The 23,301-nt window shown below is 64.2% G+C and carries 19 protein-coding genes; 17 read left to right on the top strand and 2 right to left on the bottom strand.

Features of this window, described 5'->3' with window-relative positions; translation table 11 throughout:
* The coding region (locus tag ACK41V_RS07135; RefSeq protein WP_409779836.1) for a LysR family transcriptional regulator at nt 1-863 on the top strand (863 nt) is incomplete at its 5' end.
* 411 nt (nt 864-1,274) lie between these two features.
* Here ACK41V_RS07135 and ACK41V_RS07140 read toward each other — a convergent pair.
* A complete protein-coding gene (locus ACK41V_RS07140) occupies nt 1,275-2,864 on the bottom strand; it encodes a PQQ-binding-like beta-propeller repeat protein (protein ID WP_409779839.1) in 1,590 nt (529 codons plus the stop codon).
* Between the two features lie 212 nt (nt 2,865-3,076).
* Here ACK41V_RS07140 and ACK41V_RS07145 point away from each other — a divergent pair, with 212 nt between their 5' ends.
* On the top strand, nt 3,077-3,382 hold the full coding sequence (locus ACK41V_RS07145; RefSeq protein WP_409779842.1) for a flagellar basal body protein: 306 nt from the start codon (nt 3,077-3,079) through the stop codon (nt 3,380-3,382).
* Between the two features lie 210 nt (nt 3,383-3,592).
* Here ACK41V_RS07145 and ACK41V_RS07150 read toward each other — a convergent pair whose 3' ends face one another.
* Entirely contained in the window at nt 3,593-3,862 is a 270-nt protein-coding gene (locus tag ACK41V_RS07150) for a DUF2061 domain-containing protein (protein WP_409779845.1), read from the bottom strand.
* Between the two features lie 282 nt (nt 3,863-4,144).
* Between ACK41V_RS07150 and ACK41V_RS07155 the strand changes: the two genes are divergently transcribed.
* The 15 genes from ACK41V_RS07155 to ACK41V_RS07225 all read left to right on the top strand — a co-directional run bounded on the left by ACK41V_RS07155 (nt 4,145) and on the right by ACK41V_RS07225 (nt 23,245).
* Nucleotides 4,145-5,200 (top strand): SPFH domain-containing protein, encoded by a 1,056-nt coding sequence (locus tag ACK41V_RS07155; RefSeq protein WP_409779852.1) that lies wholly within the window; start codon nt 4,145-4,147, stop codon nt 5,198-5,200.
* 111 nt (nt 5,201-5,311) lie between these two features.
* Nucleotides 5,312-6,802 (top strand): DUF4178 domain-containing protein, encoded by a 1,491-nt coding sequence (locus ACK41V_RS07160; RefSeq protein ID WP_409779855.1) that lies wholly within the window; start codon nt 5,312-5,314, stop codon nt 6,800-6,802.
* A gap of 64 nt (nt 6,803-6,866) precedes the next feature.
* On the top strand, nt 6,867-7,088 hold the full coding sequence (locus ACK41V_RS07165; protein ID WP_409779857.1) for a DUF350 domain-containing protein: 222 nt from the start codon (nt 6,867-6,869) through the stop codon (nt 7,086-7,088).
* Between the two features lie 93 nt (nt 7,089-7,181).
* Nucleotides 7,182-8,804: a polyamine aminopropyltransferase gene (locus ACK41V_RS07170; RefSeq protein WP_409779860.1), complete on the top strand. Its 1,623-nt coding sequence runs from the start codon at nt 7,182-7,184 to the stop codon at nt 8,802-8,804.
* A gap of 126 nt (nt 8,805-8,930) precedes the next feature.
* Nucleotides 8,931-12,692 carry a PAS domain S-box protein gene (locus tag ACK41V_RS07175; protein ID WP_409779863.1) on the top strand — a complete coding sequence of 1,254 codons (3,762 nt, stop codon included), beginning with the start codon at nt 8,931-8,933 and terminating at the stop codon, nt 12,690-12,692.
* Nucleotides 12,692-13,681: a two-component system response regulator gene (locus ACK41V_RS07180; protein WP_409780080.1), complete on the top strand. Its 990-nt coding sequence runs from the start codon at nt 12,692-12,694 to the stop codon at nt 13,679-13,681. Before ACK41V_RS07175 ends, ACK41V_RS07180 begins: the two co-directional genes overlap by 1 nt.
* A gap of 85 nt (nt 13,682-13,766) precedes the next feature.
* Nucleotides 13,767-15,509: an FAD-dependent oxidoreductase gene (locus ACK41V_RS07185; RefSeq protein WP_409779866.1), complete on the top strand. Its 1,743-nt coding sequence runs from the start codon at nt 13,767-13,769 to the stop codon at nt 15,507-15,509.
* A gap of 6 nt (nt 15,510-15,515) precedes the next feature.
* Nucleotides 15,516-16,040: a L,D-transpeptidase family protein gene (locus tag ACK41V_RS07190; RefSeq protein ID WP_409779869.1), complete on the top strand. Its 525-nt coding sequence runs from the start codon at nt 15,516-15,518 to the stop codon at nt 16,038-16,040.
* Nucleotides 16,037-17,440, top strand: coding sequence for an MATE family efflux transporter (locus ACK41V_RS07195; RefSeq protein WP_409779872.1), 1,404 nt, complete (start codon nt 16,037-16,039; stop codon nt 17,438-17,440). Before ACK41V_RS07190 ends, ACK41V_RS07195 begins: the two co-directional genes overlap by 4 nt.
* A 224-nt stretch (nt 17,441-17,664) precedes the next feature.
* Nucleotides 17,665-19,116: a GGDEF domain-containing protein gene (locus ACK41V_RS07200; RefSeq protein WP_409779875.1), complete on the top strand. Its 1,452-nt coding sequence runs from the start codon at nt 17,665-17,667 to the stop codon at nt 19,114-19,116.
* 308 nt (nt 19,117-19,424) lie between these two features.
* Nucleotides 19,425-20,780, top strand: a complete 1,356-nt coding sequence (locus ACK41V_RS07205) for an esterase-like activity of phytase family protein (protein WP_409779878.1) — start codon at nt 19,425-19,427, stop codon at nt 20,778-20,780.
* Nucleotides 20,781-20,858: 78 nt separating this feature from the next.
* Entirely contained in the window at nt 20,859-21,563 is a 705-nt protein-coding gene (locus ACK41V_RS07210; protein WP_409779881.1) for a riboflavin synthase subunit alpha, read from the top strand.
* 19 nt (nt 21,564-21,582) lie between these two features.
* On the top strand, nt 21,583-22,083 hold the full coding sequence (locus tag ACK41V_RS07215) for a GNAT family N-acetyltransferase (RefSeq protein ID WP_409779883.1): 501 nt from the start codon (nt 21,583-21,585) through the stop codon (nt 22,081-22,083).
* Nucleotides 22,084-22,284: 201 nt separating this feature from the next.
* On the top strand, nt 22,285-22,773 hold the full coding sequence (locus ACK41V_RS07220; RefSeq protein ID WP_409779886.1) for an NUDIX hydrolase: 489 nt from the start codon (nt 22,285-22,287) through the stop codon (nt 22,771-22,773).
* 181 nt (nt 22,774-22,954) lie between these two features.
* Nucleotides 22,955-23,245 (top strand): hypothetical protein, encoded by a 291-nt coding sequence (locus ACK41V_RS07225; RefSeq protein WP_409779889.1) that lies wholly within the window; start codon nt 22,955-22,957, stop codon nt 23,243-23,245.
* Nucleotides 23,246-23,301: the final 56 nt, after the last annotated feature.

Raw genomic sequence — 23,301 nt, forward strand, 5'->3', positions numbered from 1 at the left:
AGGTCTTCAAGAGCGTGGTGGAGTGCGGCGGCATGTCGGCCGCCGAGCTGGAGCTGAACATCGGCACCAGCACCGTCAGCCGCCACATGAAGGACCTGGAAACCCGCCTGGGCCTCACGCTGTGCCGCCGGGGCCGGGCGGGTTTTGCCCTCACGGCCGAGGGCCAGCGCGTGTACGACGAAACCCTGCGCCTGCTGTCCGCCGTGGACGCGTTTCGCAGCAGCATCGACGACATCCACCGCCGCATGGGCGGGCGGCTGGAGGTGGCGGTGTTCGACAAAACCGCCAGCAACCCGGCCGCGCACATTGGCGACGCGATTGCGCTGTTTGCCAGCCAGGCGCCCGAGGTCAGCCTGCAGATGCATGTGGTGTCCATCCCGGCCATCGAGCGCGGGCTCATCGACGGCAGCTTCCATGTGGGCATCATTCCGGCGCACCGCACGTCGCAAAGCCTGGTCTACGCCGACCTGTTCGCCGAAACCATGCTGCTGTACTGCGGTGCGCGACACCCCTTATTTGGCACCGACCACGCCGCGCTCACCTGGGAATCCCTGCGCGCGTACCAGTTTGCAGGGCTGGGCTACCACTCGCCCAACATGGAGCTGAGCCACAGCACCCGCCTGCCGCGCAAAGCCACGGGGTTTGACCAGGAGTCGATTGCCACGCTGATCCTCTCAGGCCGCTACCTGGGCTTCTTGCCAGACCACTATGCCGAAGGCTTCGAGCGCCAGGGGCTGATGCAGGCAGTATTGCCCGCGCAGTTCCATTACCGCTGCCAGTTTGTGAGCGTGCTGCGCAAGTCGCCCCAGCCGCCGCGGGCGGCGCAGGCGTTTGCGCAATGCCTGATCCAGGCGCATGGTTGACGACGCACCCGGGTGCATCGTCGTGCTCCCCCAAATCGCACCGCGTCTCATCATCCGTCGGGGTCATGACGTCGACCCATGATTTCCCTCTTCGCCATTGGCAACTCTCGTATGCAACCCGCGATGTTGAGCCTGGATGACTCGGCTACAACCGAGCCCTACGCGGCGTCGGAGCAGGCGTCGGCTCTCTACTCGGCCAAAGCGAATCTGACATCATTTAAAAGCCAAAGCGAAATCATGTAATCGTTGCTGCCTGTAATGGCCCAAGCCGCCAGACGCATCGACACATAGAGTACCGAGGTGGGTGCGCGGTGTTATTCCGCGCCGTCCCCAGCTTTTGCTGAATAAGCATCGCCTACGACGCCGAAACTGAGTGCGCTCCCGCCTCGGGCGCCGGATTCGATACGTATGTCACCGAAGATTAAATGCCAGCAAATTGCCACTCGGCGATTGAATTAGTAGAGATCCGTTTTCAGAAACACCCAGCTTACCCGTTACCGGGTAAGTCCAAACGATCTGGCGCGTGTTGCGGTCGACTGCGTAGGTCGCGCCTCCAACTCGACGATCCGACGAGACGAAAATGATATCCCCGACAGTAACGACTTCATACATCACGTCTTGATTTGGATCCACCTTGTCGGGCAGCAGGACACTCCAAGTAATGGCGCCTGTATCCCCCGATCGCGCTTGCAGTGATGGTCGTTCAGTACTGTTAATTTGCGTCGCTACCGCGTAGAGCATGTTATGCGCAAGGCTGGGCAAACTTCTGAAGCCATCTTTAACAGACCACAGTTGCTTTTTGTTGGCAATGGAGAAACTACTGAGATACGCGTGACTCCAGCTATACCAGCCTCCGATAACGCGCTGGGAACTATCAACCATGGCTGTCAGTCGGCGGGACGTTGAATTTTCCCCAAGCTCGTGATCTACCGAAAATGCCTCAGCCCCATCACTTTTTCGGAATACGCGAAGCTTGTTGAACATATAAGCATAAGCATACTGATCGTCAGTCGCCACCCTGCGAGGTGCTGCCCCGAGATCGGGCTGGACCTGCCAACGGGTAACGCCAGTCGTTGGGTCCGTACGCGTCAATTGATAACGCAGTTGGCCACCTGGATTCTGAATGGAGTCGAAATATACTGATTCTCCATCAGTGTGCAATTGGGGAGGCGCCTCTTTAACAAATGGGATGGAAAGAAATTTTTGCCCTGTTGAAATCTCGTAGCTAGTTATTGCGTTGTCAAATCCTAGATATTCCGGTACAAATACTCTATTTCCCACTACAATGGGTTCATCTGCTGACGTGGGATTAGAAGTGACACTCCATATGCGTGTCCCATCGTACTCACGCAGCGCTTCCAATTTTGACCCAGTATGAGCGATTATGTGACCGTTAAAAATTAGTGGACTCGATACGAAACTAGTATCAGTCGTTTTCCATCGTAAATTGAACGATGCGGGGTTGAGTTTGACTGTAGTTGGCACATAGCTTGAGTTTGCTCCATTGCCGTAACGAGACGCCCAAGCACTAACACCATCCAAGCGCTGCAGTGGAGTGAGATTCCCCTGGGATGAGCTCACCTGAATGCGATACGGAATTTGCGCGGCACTGAGTTCACGAGCGTTTGCGCAGCCACTCGCACACCCATACAACTTCACCGTTATCTGTCCAGACTGAACCCCTGGCGTCAATGCAGTCGATGAGTTCAAGGTAGTGCGAAACGTTTGTCCGTCGATCTTCTCGGTAGGCGCTTTTTGCTCGAAATGGTTGGGCAGACGTATATCGACGAGCACATCTTCAGAAATTGGCTGACTAAGTTTGGTTGTCACCGTCACCGACCGATGCTCCCCTTCCACTTGAGTCAAATCGATCATGCTAGGAGTGAAGGAAAGCGTGACGCTACCGGGAGCAGGAGCAGGAGCAGGAGCAGTGGGGTTGTCGCCACCGCCTCCACCACAAGCAGAAAGCAGCACTGCAAGCAACATCGTTGTCTTTTTCAAATTCCCTCCAGACGGTAGATTTATTGGTGAGTCTGGATTCTAAGTAACAAAATGTGGCGGTAGCCTTCTGTTGTTTTGTAGTAGCGGGTGCGACTTTCCCCAGTATGGGGTTGTGCCTTAGGCTAGTGGCCAGCCTTGTTTTTGGCGCTGTACGGGAGGACAATCCCTAGTCCGGGTTCTTTATGCCGTTGTTGTTTTTTCGGGGTCACCTTATGGCAAGCATTTCTTCAATTGGCAGTTCAGGCATTCAGGCCGCGCAGTTGCGGCTGGATGCATCGGCCAACAACGTGGCCAACATGAACACCCCCAACTACCGCCGCCAAGTGGTGCAGCAGGAAGCCGCTGCCGATAGCGCCGGGGTCAACGCCACGGTGCAGCGCGAACCCCAGACCAGCGGCGTCGCGCTGGAGCAAGAGGCCGTAGAGCAGATGTCTGCGACCTACGCCTTCAAGGCCAACCTGCAGACGATCAAGGCGCAGGATGAAATGATGGGCTCGCTGCTGGATGTGAAGGCCTGATGCGCTGAGCGCCTTTTTTGGCGCATCCCCTAAAAACAATGCCCCGCGATTCGGGGCGTTGTTGTTTCTGGCCTCCGTCGGTTTCAACTGCAATCAACCCGCAGATGCCAGCCCGGCCAGCCGGTGCACCAGCCAACGCTGAAAAGCCAGGCCCGCCGCAGTGCGGCTCCGCAAAGGGATGTTGTACATGCTGGGCTCCTTTGGATCGGTTCAGGCAGGCTGCAACGCAGCGCTGGATGTCTGTGCTGCGGCGGCCTCGTTGGCCGTGCGCCGGGCAGCCCGGTCCCAGGCCTTTTCATGGAAGAAGAAGGCCACCGCCTGCACGGTGGGCTCCAGCAAACTCAGCGTGAGCGAGGCCCACAGGTTGCCGGTGACGGCGTAGGCCACCAGGGCGGCCACACAGATGTGGATGACGTAGTAGCTGCCGGTCTTCATCAGCATGGTCTTGTTCTGGCGGGCGGTGCGGCGGATGCGGGACATGGCGTACTCCTTTTCACGTCTTCAACAGGGCCTGCATTGGTTGCAGGGATGTTGAAATGGTAGTTATTCTCAATAGCATTGCCCAATTGATCATGGCTAAAGCCGAGATAGGAACTATCAAGACGCCGCCCGTCCGCCCCGCAATGCGTCTATCCCAAACAGACCGGTTCTGTGCGTGAACCAGTTCACATCTGGGGGCAGAAAAAATGCCTCTGTGCGCAAAGCCCCCGTTGCTATGATGGCCGCTCTTTTGCCCAACCCCTCACTACGCCGGGAGCACACATGGCCCTCATGGACTTCATCAAGAAACAGTTCATTGACATCATTCAGTGGACCGAAGAGGGGGACGGAACGCTGGCCTGGCGCTTCCCCATGCGCGACATGGAAATCCAGAACGGCGGCACGCTGGTGGTGCGCGAGTCGCAGATGGCGATCTTCGTCAACGAAGGCCAGGTGGCCGACGTGTTCACCCCCGGTACCTACAAGCTCACCACGCAGACGCTGCCGGTGCTGACCTATCTGAAGAACTGGGACAAGCTCTTCGAGTCCCCCTTCAAGAGCGATGTGTACTTCTTCAGCACGCGCCAGCAGATCGACCAAAAGTGGGGCACGCCCCAGCCCATCACCATCCGCGACAAGGACTTTGGCGCCGTGCGCTTGCGCGCATTCGGCAACTACGCGTTCCGCATTGCCGACCCCAAAGCGTTCCACACCGAGATCTCGGGCACGCGCGAGTCCTACCCCGTGGCCGACCTGGAAGGCCAGCTGCGCGGCTTGGTGCTGCAGAACATCAGCAACGCCATCGCGGGCAGCGGCCTGCCGTTTCTCGACCTGGCCGCCAACCAGGTGATGTTTGCCGAGGCCATGGTCAAGGAGCTGGCACCGGTTTTTGCCAAGCTGGGTATCTTGATCGAATCCCTCACGGTGCAGAACGTCTCGCTGCCCGAAGAGCTGCAAAAGATCCTCGACCAGAAGATCGGCATGGGCATGGTCGGCAACGACATGGCCAAGTTCATGCAGTACCAGACGGCGCAGGCCATCCCCAAGTTTGCCGAAGGCGGCGGTGGTGGTGGCAGCGGCATTGCGGGTGACGCCATGGGCCTGGGCGCTGGCGTGGCGCTGGGCCAGGTGCTGGCGCAAAACCTGCAGCAAGGCCTGCAGACCCCGGTGGCCCCTGCGGCTGCCGCAGCGGCGCAGGCGGCCGCCGCACCCCTGGGCGTGAAGCCCGAGGACGTGATGGCCACGCTGGAGAAGCTGGGCGAACTCAAGTCCAAGGGCATCCTGACCCAGGAAGAGTTCGACGCCAAGAAGGCCGAGCTGCTCAAGAAGCTGGTCTGAACCTGGTTGCTATAAATAAAATAGCTGCTTGCGCCTGAGGGATAAGCGCTAGAGGCCAAAAAGGCTTCAAACCATGCCGTGCTGAACGGCGCAAGCAGCCCGCCCCGCCTGATGGCCACCGACCCCACACAGCGTTCTTACCGCGCGCCCTGCCCGGGCTGCGGCGCGCCGGTTGAATTCCGCAGCGCGCAGTCCACGCACGCCGTCTGCGGCTATTGCCAGAGCACCGTCGTGCGCAATGGCGACGTGCTGCAGCGCGTGGGCAAGATGGCCGAGCTGTTCGACGACCACAGCCCGCTTCAGCTCATGGCCAGCGGGCGCATCCAGCTCGATGGCAAGGATGTGCCCTTCACCCTGGTGGGTCGCCTGCAATACAAAGGCGATGCAGGGGTCTGGACCGAATGGGCCGCCTTCCTGAACGACGGCACCCTGGCCACGCTGGGCGAGGACAACGGTGCCTATGTCTTCACGCGCCCCATTGACCCCGGTCGCGAAATGCCTGCGCCCGAGCGCTTTCGCATCGGCACCACCACCGCCATCAACGGCAAACCCTACAGCGTGGCCTACACGGGCCAGGCATCGCTGATCTCGGCCCAGGGCGAGCTGCCCAAACTGCCGCCGCTGGGCCAGCCCTTCGACATGGTCGAGCTGCGCAGTGCCGAAGGTGAAGTGGTCAGCATCGACTATGGCCACACGCCCCCCAGCGTGGAGCGCGGCAAGTCGGTGCTGCTGGAAGACCTGCACTTGCAGGGCCTCAAAGACGAATCCGCCAAGGACGAAAAAGGCCGCCAGTTCAGCTGCCCGCACTGTGGCGCGCCCGTGCAGGTGCAACTGGCCAACACCAAAAGCATCACCTGCGGTTCGTGCGCCAGCGTCATCGACGTCAGCAGCGGCGTGGGTGGCGAACTGCGCTCGGCCGAGCAGGACGAGCCCGTGCAGCCGCTCATCCCGCTCGGCGCCAAGGGCCAGTTGCAGGGCGTGCACTGGCAGGTGGTGGGTTTTCAGCACCGCATGGGCGTGGAGCCCGGCGACGACGAGCACTTTGGCTGGAGCGAATACCTGCTCTACAACCAAAAGCGTGGCTTTGCGTTTCTGGTGGATGCCGAGGACGGCTGGAGCATGGTGCGCCCCACCACGGGCGCGCCGCAGATGGCGGCCACGGGCCGCTCGGCCACCTACATGGGTACCAAGTACGAGCTCAAATACACCTACGAGGCCGAAACCACCTATGTGCTGGGCGAGTTCTACTGGCAGGTCACGCGCGGCCAGAAGACCACCAACCGCGACTTCGCCAGCGCCAAGGGCTTGTTGTCGATGGAGCAAAGCCCCAATGAGATCACCTGGTCGTCCGGCGACAAGCTCGCCAGCGACACCGTGGTCAAGGCCTTCAAGCTCGAAGACAAAAAAGATGCGCTCCAGCGCGACGACCCCGGCCCCTTCACCGCCAAGTCGGGCCTGGGCTGTGCCACCATCATTTTGCTTGCGGTGGTCATCCTGATTCTGTTGATCATCCTGAGCAACTGTTCGGGCTCGTCCGGCAGCGGCTACCGCAGCTCGGGCGGCTCGTTTGGCGGGTACTCGTCGGGCGGCAGCCACAAGTAGACCGTCCCCGCTCACCCATTTCTGGCACCCACTTGCACCCTACCGTTTTCAAGGAGATCACCTCATGATGGGAATCGAATGGCTCCGGCCCGCAGCCTTCCTCGGGTCCATGCTGTATGCGCTGATTGGCGTGGTCATCTTCTGGGTGTGTTTTGTCATCGTCGACAAAATCACGCCCTACGACCTGTGGCAAGAGATTGTCGAAAAGCAGAACAAGGCCCTGGCCATGGTGGTGGCCGCGATGTGTCTGGGCATCAGCATCATCGTGGCGGCTGCCATTCACTGACACCCTTGTCCGCCCGAATGAAGTAGTGCACCACAGGGTGCGCTGACGACTGATTGCCTTGTTTTGTCATCTGAACCGCCATCCCCCACTTCCGTGACGGAAGCCCCGGGCGCCCCCTCCGGCCCCCGCCCCATCGAAGTCGCCCTGCTCACCAGCGTGTTTGTGGTGGCCGCGTGCGGGCTGCTGTACGAGCTGGCGGCTGGCGCGCTGGCGTCGTATGTGCTGGGCGACTCGGTGCTGCAGTTCAGCACCATCATCGGCACCTACCTGTTTGCCATGGGCGTGGGCTCGTGGCTGTCGCGGTACTTTGAGCGGCAGCTGCCTGCGCACTTCTTGCGCATCGAGTTGATGGTGGCGCTGATTGGCGGGATGCTGCCCGCCACGCTGTTCCTGGCCAATGCCTACGCGCCGGGGGCTTTTCGCCTGCTGCTGTACGGCATGGTGTTCATGGTGGGCATGCTGGCAGGGCTGGAGATTCCGCTGGTCATGCGCATCTTGAAGCGCAACGTGGCGCTCAAGGACCTGGTCTCGCAGGTGCTCACGTTTGACTACCTGGGCGCGCTGGTGGTGTCGATGGCGTTCCCGTTGCTGCTGGTGCCGCATCTGGGGCTCATTCGCACCGGGCTGCTGTTTGGGGTGATGAACGCTGCCGTGGCGCTGTGGGCGGTGTGGCTGTTCCGGCGCGAGCTGCGGCGGCTGAAGGCGCACCTGGCGGCCTGTGTGATGGTGCTGGGCATTTTGCTGGCGGCGCTGGCGGGGGCCGAGCACATCACTACCTTTGCCGAAGACAAGTTTTATCAGGACCGCATCGTGTTCAGCACCGCGTCGTCCTACCAGCGCATCGTGGTCACACAAGGGCGCGCCGGGCACCGGCTGTACCTGAACGGCAATCTGCAGTTTGCGCAGGCCGACGAATACCGCTATCACGAGGCGTTGGTGCACCCCGCCATGGCGGCCCACGGTGCGCCGAAGAAGGTGGCCGTGCTGGGCGGTGGCGACGGCATGGCGGTGCGCGAAATATTGAAGTACTCGTCCGTGGAATCCGTGACCTTGGTCGAGCTGGACCCGGCCATGACCCGGATCTTCAGCGAGAACCCCACGCTCGCCGCGTTGAATGGTCATGCGCTGCAGAACCCCAAGGTGAAGATCGTCAATACCGATGCGTTTGGCTGGTTGCAGGAGGGCAGCGTGAGCGCCGCCCGGCCGCCCGAAGGCGCGAAGGCCCCCTCGGGGGGCAGCGAACCACGCGAAGCGGGGAGCGTGGGGGCGATAGACACGTTTGATGTCATCGTGGTGGACTTCCCCGACCCCACCAATTTTTCCATCGGCAAGCTCTACACCAACAGCTTTTATGCGCTGCTGGACAGGCGCCTGACCGCCAGCGGTTATGCGGTGGTGCAGACCACCTCGCCCCTGGTTGCGCGGCAAAGCTACTGGACGGTGGCGCAGACCATCGAATCGGTGGGCCTGCGCACCGCGCCATACCACGCGCATGTGCCCAGCTTTGGCGAATGGGGCTTCATCATCGCCAGCCGCCGCCCCTGGCGCCTGCCCGATGCGCTGCCCGCTGATTTGCGGTTCTTGAGTGCCGACACGCTGCCGCTGCTGTTTGACTTTCCCCTTGACATGGCGCGGGTGCCGGGTGAGGTGAACCGGCTGTCGAACCAGGCGCTGGTGCACACCTATGAACGGGAATGGGGCCGCACCACGCACTGAAAAATCGAGAGTTTCTCGACCCTGAGCCCCCGGTCATGTGGGCGAAGGCCAACGGGTTGCGGCGGTTCATCAACGGTGCGGATGGCGCTTCGGCACAATGGACGCCATTGTTTACCTATTGCGCACATGCTTGACCGGTTCTTTGTTGTCAGTGCCGAACAGGCTGTGATGGACGTGTTCTGGAGCCATGACCCCTGGCTGGTGGCCGTGTCGGTGGCTTTGGCGATTGCGTCCTCCATCATGGCCCTCCACCTGGCGGGCTTTGCGCTGCGTGCGCCAGATACTTCCACCCGCCGTCTGGTCATCCTGTCGGGCTCGGTGGCTCTGGGGGGTGGGGTGTGGGCCATGCATTTCGTCGGCATGCTGGCCTTCGAGCTGTGTGCGTCGGGCAACTTCAACCCGTGGATCACCATGGGCTCGGTCATCCCCAGCCTGCTGGCGTCGTGGGTGGCGCTCAACGTGCTGGCGCAGGCGCAGGTCAGTACCCGCTCATTGCTGATCAGCGGCGCTCTGGTGGGTGCAGGCATTGGCGTGATGCACTACACGGGCATGGCCGCGTCCGAGTTTGCGTCGATCATGCGCTACGACGTGCCGGGGTTTTTGGCATCGCTCGTGTTTGCGGTGGTGGTGGCCTGTCTGGCGCTGTGGGTGCGCTTTCGGCTCAGCCGCATGGCGCGCATTCCGCGCTGGGCCGCGACCGCAGTGGGCGGTGTGGTCATGGGGCTGGCCATTGCGGGCATGCACTACATCGCCATGGCGGCGCTGCGTGTGGTGTCGCCGGTGGCCGAACCGGCCGCCACCGGCGCGCATTCGGTGTTTCTGGCGCTGGCCATTGCCATGGTGACACTGGTCGCGGGCCTGATCATCACGGGGGTGAACGTGAGCATCCGGTTTCGCCAGCTGTTGCGCGAAACCCGGGCCAATGCCTCGCGCCTCAGTGCGCTGGTCGACACAGCCGTGGACGGCATCATCATCATCGACGCGCTGGGCACGGTGCGGCTGTTCAACGGCGCGGCCGAACGGCTGCTGGGGTGGACGGCCGACGAGGTGATGGGCCAGAACATCCACATGCTCATGCCATCGCCCCACCGCGATGCGCACGATGGCTACCTGCGCAACCACCTCGACACCGGCCTGACCAAGATCATCGGCGCGGCGCGTGAGGTGGAAGCGGTGCGCAAGGATGGCTCGCTTGTGCCCATCCGGCTGGCCGTGGGGCGGGTGGAACAGCCGGGCGAACCGCTGTTTGTGGGTTTTCTGACCGACCTGACCGAGCGCAAGGTGCTGGAGCGCGCGCGCCGCCAGGGCGAAGAGCAGCTGCGCTCGCTGGTCAGCAACCTGCCGGGTGTGGCGTTTCGTTGTCTCAACAGTGGCAGCTGGCCCATGCTGTTCATCAGCGATGCGGTGGTGCAGATCACCGGCTGGACGGCCGATGATTTTGTGCAGGGCCGCATTCATTTTGGCGACATCACCCACCCCGAGGACGCCGCCCACATCGCGCTGGATGTGGAACACGCGCTGCAGACCGGACGGCCCTACCAGGTGGAATTTCGCATCAAGACCCGCGACGGCCACACGCGCTGGATGTCGGAAAGCGGCCGCGGTGTGCCGGATGCGGATGGCGCCATGCGCTGGATCGACGGTGTCATCCTGGACGTCACCGACATCAAGGCGCGCAATGCCGAGTTTGCGGGCACGGTGCAGGCCATTGGCCGCTCGCAGGCCACCGTGGAGTTCGATCTCCGGGGGCGTGTCATCACCGCCAACCCCAATTTTCTGGCGCTGACCGGCTACACCATGGACGAGTTGATTGGCCAGCCCCATGCCCTGTTCTGCAAGCCCGAGTTTGTGCAAAGCGACGACTACGCAACGCTATGGCGCCGCCTGGGGCAGGGAGAGTTTGTAGCGGGCGAGTTCCAGCGGTTTGGCAAAGACGGACGCGAGGTCTGGATACAAGCCACCTACAACCCCATTTTTGATGCCAGCGGCAAGGTGTTCAAGGTCATCAAGTTCGCCACCGACCTGAGCCAGCGCCGGGCGATGGAACAAGACCTGCGCACCGCCAAGGACCGGGCCGAGCAAGCTGCCGCAGCGCGCAGCACGTTCTTGGCCAACATGAGCCACGAGATCCGCACCCCCATGAACGCCATCATCGGCTTCACCGAGGCGCTGCTTGACTCGCAACTGGAGAGCACGCAGCGCCGCCACCTGGGCACGGTGCACCACGCGGCGCGCTCCATGCTGCGCCTGCTCAACGACATCCTGGACACCGCCAAGCTCGAAAAAGGCGCGGTCGAGCTGGAGATCGAGGCCTTCAGCCTGCGCGAGCTGTGCGACCAGATATTGGCCTCGCTGCGCATCACCGCAGCTAAAAAGGGCCTGACCCTGGTGCTGGACTACCCACCCACCGTGGCCGAGTTCTGGCAGGGCGATGCGTTTCGCATCCAGCAAGTGCTGCTCAACCTCATTGGCAACGCCATCAAGTTCACGCACGAGGGCGGTGTCACCCTGCGCGTGTCGGGCGGCGACGGGCCACTGCTGTTGGAGGTCATCGACACCGGCATCGGCATCGACGCCGCTGGGCTGCAACGCATTTTTGACCCGTTCTCCCAGGCGGACGCATCCACCACCCGCCGCTATGGCGGCACAGGCCTGGGCACGACCATTGCGCGCCAGCTCACGGAGCTGATGGGTGGTCGCATCGCCGTGGCCAGCCAGGTGGGGCAGGGCAGCAACTTCAGCGTGCGGCTGCCACTGCAGGTGGCCACCGGGCAAGACGGGGACGCCCCCACGGCAGCCGCCGTGCGCACCAAGCCCCGCCTGGCGCTGCCCCCGCTGCGCGTGCTGGCGGTGGACGACGTGCCCGCCAACCTGGAGTTGCTGGACATCATCTTGCAGCGCGGTGGCCACAAGGTGGTGCTGGCCCACAGCGGTGCCGATGCCGTTTTGGCCTTTGAACGCGAACGCTTCGACGTGGTGCTGATGGACCTGCAGATGCCCGACATGGACGGCCTGGAGGCCACGCGCCACATGCGCACCTTCGAGCAGGACCACCGCCGCAAGCCCACCGCCATCGTGGCCCTGTCTGCCAGCGTGCTGGAGAAAGACCGCCGCAACGCGCGCGCTGCCGGCATGGACGGATTTGCCAGCAAGCCCATCGAGCCGCTGCGCCTGGTGGGCGAGATCGCGCGCGCCATCGGCCTGCACGGGTTGGCCGACGATGCGCTGCCCATCACCGGCTCGGCGCCCCTGGCGGCCGACACGCCCCACGGGCGCAGCGCCCCGGCGTTGCCAGCCATCGACTGGGAGCGCGGCGTGCGGCTGTGGACCCAGGCGCGTTACCTGCGCGAAGCCATCGCCCGGTTCCTGCAGGAGTCGGACGCCACCCTCGATGCCCTGCGCGCCAATGCGGCTGCGGCCGACGTGCAGACCCTGGCCGCCGCCGCCCACCGGCTGCGCGGCGCCGCGGGCAACCTGGCGCTGACCACCGTGCAGCGCCTGGCCGAACGCCTGGAGGCCGCCGCTGCGCACCCCGCCCACGCCAGTGCCCGCCCGGTGCTGATTGACGAGCTGGACACAGCGCTGGGCCAGGTGCGCCACGCGCTGGCCAGCCTGGACGCCCCCGACGCCAGCCCGGCCGACACCCCCGCCCTGCCCCACGCCCTGGGCGCGCCCGAACGATCCGAGGTGCTGGCCGCGCTGAACGCCATGACGAGCGCGCTGGCCACGGGAGAACTGCCTGATGGCCCGCTGGCCGTTCTGGAACAGCACCTTTCCGCAACCTGCCTGGACGGATTGCGCGAAGCCCTCGACCGTTTTGACTTTGACGACGCGCTGAACGCCTTGCGCACCTTGCACACGCACGTCGAGCAGATGCCCGCCCCATGATGCCCTCCGAAGACCACCGCCCGCGTCTGCTGCTTGTCGACGACGAGCCCACCAACCTGCAGGTGCTGCGGCACGTGCTGCAAGACGACTACCGCCTGCTGTTTGCCACCGATGGCGCCCGCGCCCTGCAGATTGCCCAACAACAAAAACCCCAGCTCATCCTGCTGGACGTGATGATGCCGGGCATGGACGGCTATGCCGTGTGCGCTGCCCTGAAGGCAGACCGCGACACGGCAGGCATCCCCGTGATCTTCGTCACCGCGCTGACAGACACCGCCGAGGAAACGCGCGGGTTTGATGCGGGCGCGGTGGACTACATCACCAAACCCATCAGTGCGCCCGTGGTGCGCGCGCGGGTGCGCACCCACCTGTCGCTGGTGCGCACCGAAGAGCTGCGCGAAACCCGCCTGCAGATCGTGCAGCGCCTGGGGCGCGCGGCCGAATTCAAGGACAACGAGACCGGCATGCACGTCATCCGCATGAGCCACTTTGCCCAGGTGCTGGCGCTGGCGCTGGGGTATTCGGTCGCCTGGGCGGACGATCTGCTCAACGCCGCGCCGATGCACGACGTGGGCAAGATCGGCATCCCGGATGCCATCTTGCGCAAGCCCGGCAAGCTCACCGCGGAAGAATGGGACGTGATGCGCCGCCACCCCGAGATCGGCGCCGACATCATTGGCGAACATCCCTCGGGCGTGCTGCGCCTGGCGCGCACGGTGGCCCTGTTTCACCACGAGAAGTGGGACGGCTCCGGCTACCCCCACGGCCTTGTGGGCGAGGCCATTCCTGTGGAGGCGCGCATCGTGGCTTTGGCCGATGTGTTTGATGCGCTCACCGCGCGCCGCCCCTACAAGGAGCCCTGGCCGATTGACGCCACCGTGGCGCACCTGCAAGCGCAAGCCGGGCTGCATTTCGACCCGGCCATGGTCGAGGTGTTCATTGCGCAGATGCCCACGTTGCTGGACATCCAGGCCCGCTGGCCGGACTGAACCCGGCGGCCCTGCGGTGCTGCGGACGCCAGGGGGCAACACGCGCTCGACCGGGGTCCGGCGTGTGCCTTAGAGTAAGCGCCCCATGCCCGCAATTCTTCACCCCTCCCCCATCGGTGCCGCGCTGTCGCGTCGGCGTTGGTTGCAAACCAGCGGTGCCGTCCTGGGCGGGGCACTGCTGCCGGGCTGCGAAAAGGCGGCGCGCACGCTGGAAGGCGGCTTCACCGGCATCGACATGGCGCGGGGCCACCAGCTGCGCGACCTGCTCAAAACCGGCACCTTGCCCGCCCCCACGGTGGTGCGCCGCGCGCAGGTCATCATCGCGGGCGGGGGTGTGGCGGGGCTTGCTGCGGCGCGGTCGCTGCGGCTGGCGGGCGTGGACGACTTTGCGCTGCTGGAGCTGGAGGACGCACCGGGCGGCAACAGCCGGGGCGGCATGGTCAACGGCATCACCTGCCCGCTGGGCGCGCACTACCTGCCCGTGCCCGGCGACGATGCGCGCGAGGTGCAGGACCTGCTGGAAGAACTGGGCCTGCGCCGCCGGGTGGCCGGGCGCTGGCAATACGACGAGCGCCACCTGTGCCACAGCCCGCAAGAGCGCTTGTTTTTTGAGGGCGAGTGGCAAGAGGGTCTGCTGCCTGTGCACGGTGTGGGCGAAGCCACGCTGGACCAATACCGCCGCTTTGCGCAGGTGGTGAATCGGGAGGCCAAGGCAGCCCGGTTTGCGATGCCCGCCCTCAAACTTTGGGGCTCAAAACAGCCGCTAGCGCTTACCCATCAAGCGCTGGATGCTATGACTTTTAGTGCCTGGCTGGCGCAAGAAGGCCTGGATGACGCCCACCTGCGCTGGTACCTGGACTACTGCTGCCGCGACGACTACGGCGCGGGCGTCGACCGGGTGTCGGCCTGGGCGGGCATCCATTACTTTGCCAGCCGCCACGGTTTTCATGCCCCCGGCGAGGCCGTGGACGAAGCCCGCGAAAGCGTGCTCACCTGGCCCGAAGGCAATGGCTGGATCACCCACCGCCTGGCCGAGCCCCTCGCCAACACCCTGAATGGCGGCGGCCAGTTGCGCACCGCCACCAGCGTGCTGCGCATCACCGAAACTCGCCACGGCGTGGAGGTGGACGCCTTCAACCACACCACCGACAGCGTGGAGCGTTGGCAGGCACCGCGCTGCATCGTGGCGCTGCCTGTGTTTGTGGCCGCGCGCGTGGTGCACAACCCGCCCGCGTTTCTGACCGGCGCCGCGCAGCGCCTGCAGTGGGCGCCCTGGCTGGTGGCCAACATCCACATCGACACCCCGCTGACCGACCGCCCCGGCGCCGCCCCCGCGTGGGACAACGTGCTGTACGCCGACCCCACCGCAGGCGGCCTGGGTTACGTGAACGCAGGGCACCAGCGGCTGGACCCGCGCACTGCCGTCGCTGGCCCCACGGTGCTTACCTACTATCAGGCGCTGGGCGATGTGCCCGATGCCCGCCAGCAACTGGCCACGGCGCCCTGGCAGCAGTGGGCCGACGCGGCGCTGGCCGCACTGGCCGTGCCGCACCCCGACCTGCGCCAGCGCGCCACGCGCGTGGACATCACCCGCTACGGCCATGCCATGTCCATCCCGGTGCCGGGCATACAGCAGTTTTTAAGCAAAATTGGCCTCCAGCGCTTATCTGGTAAGCGCAAGCAGCTATCAAATGGTGAGCGATCTGCCTGGATACCCACCCCCGCCACCGCACGGCTCGCGTTTGCGCACAGCGACTGGTCGGGCTATTCGGTGTTTGAAGAGGCCTTCACGCGCGGGCATGGCGCCGGGCTGGTGGCTGCGCGCTGAACCACGATGCAAGGCACCCGGCTGCACATCGACATCGCCCTGCAGCAGCTGCGCCTGGTGCACGACGGCGCCACCCTGCGCAGCTACCCGGTGTCCACCGCGCTCAACGGTGTGGGCGAGGTCCACGGCAGCGGTTGCACGCCGCGCGGCCACCACCGGGTGCGCGCCAAGGTGGGCGCGGGCTGCGCGCCGGGCACGGTGTTTGTGGGGCGCCGGGCCACGGGCGAGATCTATTCGCCCGCGCTGGCCGCAGCGCACCCGGGGCGCGACTGGATTTTGAGCCGCATCCTGTGGCTCACCGGCTGCGAGCCTGGTATCAACCGGGGCGGCGCGGTCGACACGCTGCGCCGCTACATCTACCTGCACGGCTGCCCCGACGGATTGCCCATGGGCGTGCCGGCATCCCACGGATGCGTGCGCATGACCAATGCCGATGTGATCGACCTGTTTGACCGGGTGGCGGTGGGCACGCCGGTGCACATCGACGATGGCGTATCCACATCCGTTCACCCTGCGGGCGCAGTGCCATGACGGACAAAACCCATCCCAGCAGCCCGGTGTCGGTGCCGCCAGTGCTGCCCGCTTCGCCATCTCTCGACCGCCGCTTTCTCATCTTTCTCGGCCCGTTGGTGCTCACCAACATCCTGCAGGCGCTCACCGGCACGGTGAACCACATTTACGTGGGGCGGCTGCTGGGCGCGGGTTCGCTGGCGGCGGTGGCGTCGTTCATGCCGCTGTTCCTGTTGTTCAGCGCGTTTGTGTTTGGTCTGGGCACCGGCGCGTCCATCCTGGTCGGCCAGGCCTGGGGCGCGCGCAACCACGCGCGGCTGCATGCCGTGGCGGGCACCACGCTGTGTGTGGGCGTGCTGCTGGGCCTGGTGCTGGCAGCCGTGGGGGTGGCGGTGGCGCGCCCTGTGATGGTGGCGCTGGGCACGCCCGCCGATGTGCTGCCGCAGGCCGTTGTCTATGCGCGGGGAATGGTGCTGCTGTTCCCGGTGTTGTTCACCTCGATGCTGACCGCGGCGCTGCTGCGCGGCACGGGCGACACGGTCACGCCGCTGCGCGCGCTGTTGGTGTCGCTGTCCGCCACGGTGGTGCTGGCGCCGCTGTTCATCCGCGGCCTGCCTGGCGTGGGCCTGCCCGCGCTGGGCATTCTGGGCGGGGTGTTGGCGCTGCTGCTGGCCACCTTGGCGTCGCTGGGCTGGACGGCCTGGCACCTGCGGCGCCGCGCCCATGTGCTGGCCCCCACGCGGGCGCTGGCAGGGCAGATGCGGCTGGACGCAGCCTTGCTGCGCACCCTCGTCCGCCTGGGTGTGCCCACGGGGCTGTTTTTCATCACAGGCTCTTTGGCCGACCTGGGGCTGCTGAGCCTGGTCAACGCGCACGGCTCGGCAGCCACGGCGGCCTGGGGCGCGGCCAGCCAGGTCATGTCGTACGTGTTGTTCCCTGCGATGGCCGTGGCCATGGCGGCATCGGTGTTTGCCGCGCAGGCGATTGGCGCGGGTCAGGCCCAGCAGGTGGCCGCCGTCACGCGCACCGGCATGCGCATGAACCTGCTGCTCACGGGCGGTCTGGCGGTGCTGGTGTTTGTGGCCGCGCCCTGGATCGTGGGGCTGTTCGTGGTGGATGCGCGAGTGATCGACATCGCGGGACGTGTGCTGCACATCACCGTGTGGGGTGCGGTGTTTTTTGGGCTGGCCAGCGTGTATTCAGGGGTCATGCGTGCCAGCGGCACGGTGCTGGTGCCCACCCTCATTTCGCTGGGTTGCCTGGCCTGCCTGATCGTGCCGCTGGGCTGGCTGTGGGGGCGGCAGTTTGGCCTGGTGGCCACCTGGGCGGCCTACCCCGCCACGTACCTGTGCGCGCTGGTACTGCAGGCCTGGTATTTCCATGGCGTGTGGCGGCGCAAAGCCTTGCAGCGATTGGTCTGAGTGGTGTTGAAATTTGAATAAAAAGTGCCTGTAGCGCTTATTGGATAAGCGCTATTAGCTATCAAATGTGAAGTGGCCGGAGGGGAGACACAAACGGTCATCTACCTCGGAGTGGCGCCGGACCCGCGTCAAAAAAGGGTGGGTCCGGATGGATTTTTTTGTAACAAAAGCGTAAGCTTCGTGTGGAATTGACCGTCGGTCGGAGTGGCTTTTGCCAACCACCCATGGAAAACGCACACACCCTTCGGTCGCCTTCGGCGTACCTCTCCAATGAGCCTGCGGGCTCCAGGGAGACGGGGTTCGCTTTTGCCACGATTCTGGCGTCCGCCGCGCTGTTTGTTGTGGCGGTGTGGTTTGCCAGAAAGCCCCTGGTTCCCGTCCCTGTCTTCATCCCGATCTATGTCACCGCACTGGTGATCTGCGACCTCATCACCGCGGTGCTGCTGTTTGGGCAGTTCCGGGTGCTGCGCACGGGGGGCTTGCTGGTGCTGGCAGGCGGCTACCTGTTCACTGCCACTGCCACCACCGCTTACGCCCTCATCTTTCCGGGCCTGTTTGCCCCGACGGGGCTGCTCGGTTCGGGCGCGCAGACCTCGTCGGCTCTGTACATGTTCTGGCACACGGGGTTTCCGCTGGCCGTGGTGGCCTATGGGTTTTGCAAAGGGGGGCCATCGCGTGCGCCCGTCCTGGTGTGGGTAGAGCGTGCACCGCCCTGGCGTGGTATTGCATCCATGGTGTTGGCTGTGGTGGTGGTCGTAGCGCTGTTCACCACCTTCGCCACCGCGGGGCAGGGGCTGCTGCCCGTGTTTTTGGCGGGCAACCGCACCACTGTGGTGGGCAAGGTTTTTTTGCTGGCCATCTGGCTGTTGAGCATCGCGGCGCTGGTGCACCTGTGGCGCCGCAAGCCGCACACGGTGCTCGATATCTGGCTGCTGGTGGTGATGTGTGTGTGGATTTTTGACCTTGCGCTGTCGGCCGTGCTCAACACTGGCCGCTACGACCTGGGTTGGTATGTGGGCCGCATCTACGGTTTGCTGGCAGCGGGTTTTTTGCTGATCGTGCTGCTCAGCGAGAACGCGCGCCACCACGCGCGGCTGATGCAGGTCACGGCCGAACTGCGGTCCGCCAACGACGCGCTGTGGCACATCTCGATGAAAGACGGGCTGACCCTGCTTGCCAACCGCCGCTCCTTTGACACCCACCTGGCGGAGCACCTGGCCATTGCGGCGCGCCACCAGCGGCACTGTGCGCTGGTGCTGGTGGATGTGGACCACTTCAAAGACTACAACGACGCGTACGGACACCAGGCCGGGGATGAATGCCTCAAGCAGATTGCCCGTGCGCTGGCCACCTGCTGCCAGCGCCCGGCCGACCTGGCCGCGCGCTATGGCGGCGAAGAATTTGCGCTGGTGCTGCCGGACACCGACCGCGAGGGCGCCGTGCACATTGCACTCACCGCGCAGAAGGCCATTGCCGATTTGCAGATTGCGCACCAGCGCTGCTCGACGGGCGCGTGGGTCAGCATCAGCAGCGGTGTGGCCAGCATCCAGCGGGGCGTCGTAGTAAGCGCCCAGGCGCTGATTGGCGAGGCAGACAAGGCCCTGTACCAGGCCAAGAGCCGTGGGCGCAACCAGGTAGCGGTAGAGGATCTACAGGCAGAAGCTGCGCGAGCGTAGTGTCCTGAGTTGGAAGTTCGTTGAAGAAAGAAATCTGCCGAAATCGCTGCCATGCTAGGCGCAAAGCGCAGACATGCCGGGCGCATGGCGAGCATTTGCAACGACGCATGGCGGGGATTGTCGGTAGATTTATTCAACGAATTTCCGACTCGGGACACTAGGGGTTTGCCGTGCGCCACGTCGCTTGGTTGTTTGGCCGCCGATGGCCACATCGGGTCATGTCACGGCAACGTCATGGCGCGTTCACCACCCCGTCACGGGGGGACGGCATGGTTGCGGGTTTCCTCTTGGGTACCCCTACCGTGACCATGTTCCGACTCTCCCCCACGCTTGTTGCTGCCGCACTGCTGTGCGCAGCCTGTTCCTCCGCGTTTGCCCAGCAGGCGTATCCGGCCACGCTGGCAGGCCACGCCGTGCTGCCCGCGCTCACGTTGATTGCGGCCCCCAAGGACGCGCCGCAAGACCTGCAGGTCAGCGGCAAATTCACCACGCCACGCCGGGTGGATGCCGTGGGGTCCGTGCCCGGCCTTTCGGGTGGCCGCAACACGGGCGTGTCGGTGCCCTTCCAGGGCCAGCCGGTGCAAGGCCACTCGGGCATCAAGCGCATGGCCGATGGCTCGTTCTGGCTGTTGACGGACAACGGCGCAGGCTCCAAAGCCAATTCGCCGGACTTCATGCTGCACCTGAGCCACTACACGGTGGACTTCCAAAGCGGCCAGTTCAACCGCCAGAAAACCATCTTTTTGCACGACCCCGACAAGAAGATTCCGTTTCGCATCACGCACGAAGGCACCGACAAACGCTACCTGACCGGCGCCGACTTTGACCCCGAGAGTTTTCAGTTTGCAGGCGGCGCGTTGTGGATTGGCGACGAGTTCGGACCCTCCCTCATCAAGGCCGATCTGAACGGCAAGGTGCTGGGCGTGTTTGACACCCTGGTCGACGGCAAGGTCGTGCGCTCGCCCGACGCACCGGGTGTGCTGCTGCCCGGCGCGCCCGACGCCAAGCCCACCACATTCGCGGTCAAGCGCTCCAAGGGTTACGAAGGCATGGCCGCAAGCAAGGACGGCAGCAAGCTCTATGCACTGCTTGAAGGCGCGCTGTGGAACGAGGACGCCAAGGCGTATGAAAACGTGGGCGGCAAGCAATATCTGCGCGTGCTGGAATTCGATGTGAAGTCCGAGCAATGGACCGGCCGCCACTGGAAGTACGTGATGGAAGCCAATCACCACGCGATTGGCGACTTCAACATGATCGACAACACCATGGGCTTGATCATTGAGCGCGACAACGGCGAAGGCACCACCGACAAGGCCTGCCCCGCGGACCAGAAGCGCACGGATTGCTTTCACGATCTCGCCCAGTTCAAGCGCGTCTACAAGGTCGAAATGAGCGACGCCAACGTCGGCGGCGAGATCCGCAAAGTGGGCTACATCGACCTCATGAACATCCAGGACCCGAAGCGCCTGGCCAAGAAGCCACTGAACAACGGCGTGTTGACCTTCCCGTTCTTCACCATCGAGAACGTGGACATCGTGGACAGCACGCACATCGTGGTGGGCAACGACAACAACCTGCCTTTCAGCAGCAGCCGCGACCCCAACAAGGCGGATGACAACGAGCTGGTGCTGCTGGAAGTCGGCGAACTCTTGCGCGCCAAGTAACCCGGCGCCAGCGCGCGGTGGGGGCCGGGTGGCAAAATTCCCGGTTCCCATTCCAACGCACCCGGAAGCCGCGCCACCATGTTCACAGGCATCGTCCAAGCCACGGCAGGCATCGCCGCCATCCACGACCGCGCAGGCCTGCGCACCTTCACGCTCGACTTCCCCGAGGGCTTCTGCCAGGACCTGGCGATTGGCGCCAGCGTGTCCACCGATGGCGTGTGCCTCACGGTGACGGAAATCCTCTCGCCCACGCAGGCCAACTTTGATGTGATGCAACAGAGCCTGAACATCACCACGCTGGGCAGCTACGCGCAGGGCGACCGTGTGAACGTGGAACGCGCAGCCAAGGATGGTGCCGAGATCGGCGGCCACCCGCTCTCGGGCCATGTGGACTTCACCGGTACGCTGATTGAGCGGCGCGAGTTCGACAACAACCTGGTGTGGCGCGTGGCCGTGCCCGAGGCGTTTCGCCGCTACATCTTTGCCAAGGGCTACATCGCCATCCATGGCGCCAGCCTGACGGTGGCCGAGGTGAACCGGCAAGAGGGCTGGTTCGAGATCTGGATGATTCCCGAAACGCGGCGCGCCACGGTGTTTGAAAACAAAAAGGTGGGCGACCCGCTGAACATCGAGATCGAGCGCAGCACCCAGGTGGTGGTAGACACCGTGCGCGAAGCCGTGCAAGAGAGTCTGGGCCGTCTGCAGCCGGTGCTGGAGGCGCTGCTCAAAGAAAAAGGCCTGTCGCTCGACGACTTTGTGCAGGCGCCCGTGCTGCCGCACTGACCGAGCTACTTTCTTCCCCATGTCTGTGGTGGTGCGCCCGCTGGCGCTGAGCGACCTGGCGGATCTGTTGGCCGTGCAGCTGGCCTGTTATGGCGAGGGCTTTGTCGAAAGCGGCGAGGTGTTTGCGCGCCGCCTCGCCAGCCCGGCCAATTGCTCGCTGGTGCTGGAACGCGGGGGCGTGTTCTGTGCGTATCTGGCGGCGTACCGCTCCGTGCGAGGCAAGGTCACCCCGCTGCATGGAGACTTTGAGGCCGTGGCGCAGCCCGACACCTTGTACCTGCACGACATGGCCGTGTTGCCCGCCAACGCAGGGCAAGGCTTGGCGCGCGCGCTGCTGCCGCCGCTGTGGGCGCAGGCGGCATCGCAAGGCCTGCGGCACAGCGCGCTGGTTTCGGTGCAAGGCTCGCAGGCGTACTGGGAGCGCCATGGTTATGTGCTGCAACCCTTGGAAGATGTGGCGCAGCGGGAACGCCTTGCCAGTTATGGCGAGGGCGCTGTCTATATGACACGCAGCCTGTAGGAAGGGGGATGGCCTGCATAACTCCCTGCGGTCGGTGATAGCACGGCCTCGGGCGGTCCGCTGCGTTGCTTTTCTTACCAATAGCTGGGCTATTGGCTGCCAAAAGGCGCCTTGCGAACCATCCCGATCCGCACTACCACCAACTCGCGAGGGTTATGCAGGACATCCCTCGCGTCACCTCCCCTCGTCATAATGCGCGCCATGCCCCACCGCTGGAAACCCAACGTCACCGTGGCCGCGCTCATCGAGCGCGATGGCCGCTTTCTGCTGGTCGAGGAAGAAACCACGGATGGCCTCAAGCTCAACAACCCCGCGGGCCATCTGGACCCGGGCGAGTCGCCTATCCAGGCTTGCGCCCGCGAGGTGCTGGAAGAAACCGCGCACGATTTTGTGCCCACAGCGCTGATCGGCGTGTACCTCAACCGCTTCACCAAAACCCGCACGGGGGACGACATCACCTACATGCGGTTTGCGTTTGTCGGCACGCTGGGCACCCACCACGACTGGCGCACGCTGGACACCGGCATCGTGCGCACGCTGTGGTTGACGGCCGACGAGATCCGCGCCTGCCCCGAGCGCCACCGCAGCCCGCTGCTGCTGCGCTGCCTGGAAGACTACTTGGCGGGACAGCGGTTTCCGCTGACCCTGGTGCACACCGACATCTCGGTGACCGAGCCCGCCGCGCAGTGAGCAAGCGCTGCCCACCAATGGCTTCGGTTTTGGTAAGCCATTTTTAGGCACGGTGAAATTTATTTCGGACTGCATGTAACCCGCAGCGCGCGGGAGGCGAATTACAGGGCAGAGAGCGCGGCAATGTGCAGCGCGATCTACCCCTTTGATTCACCACCCTACCTTTACGGAGTTACCCACCATGCTGTCCACCCAAGCCAAGTCCACTGCTTCCTTCGCTCTGTCTGCCGCCCTGCTGGCACTGGCATCCACCAGCTTCGCAGCCGATGCGCCCAAGGGCTCCAAAGGCGCCGCCATTGGCGCCAACGACAAGGTGCATTGCTACAACGTGCACGACTGCAAAGGCAACAGCGACTGCTCCACTGCCGAGCACGCCTGCAAGGGCCAAAACGCTTGCAAGGGCCACGGCTTCAAGGCCAAGACCGCTGCGCAATGCCTGATGGACAAGGGCACCATCGGCGATATCAAGTGAAGCTCCCCCTGAGCGGCTTTGCCGCTTCCCCCTCTCTCGCTGTGCGGGAGGGGGAC

It is taken from the genome of Acidovorax sp. (assembly GCF_046291265.1).
Lineage (GTDB): Bacteria > Pseudomonadota > Gammaproteobacteria > Burkholderiales > Burkholderiaceae_C > Acidovorax.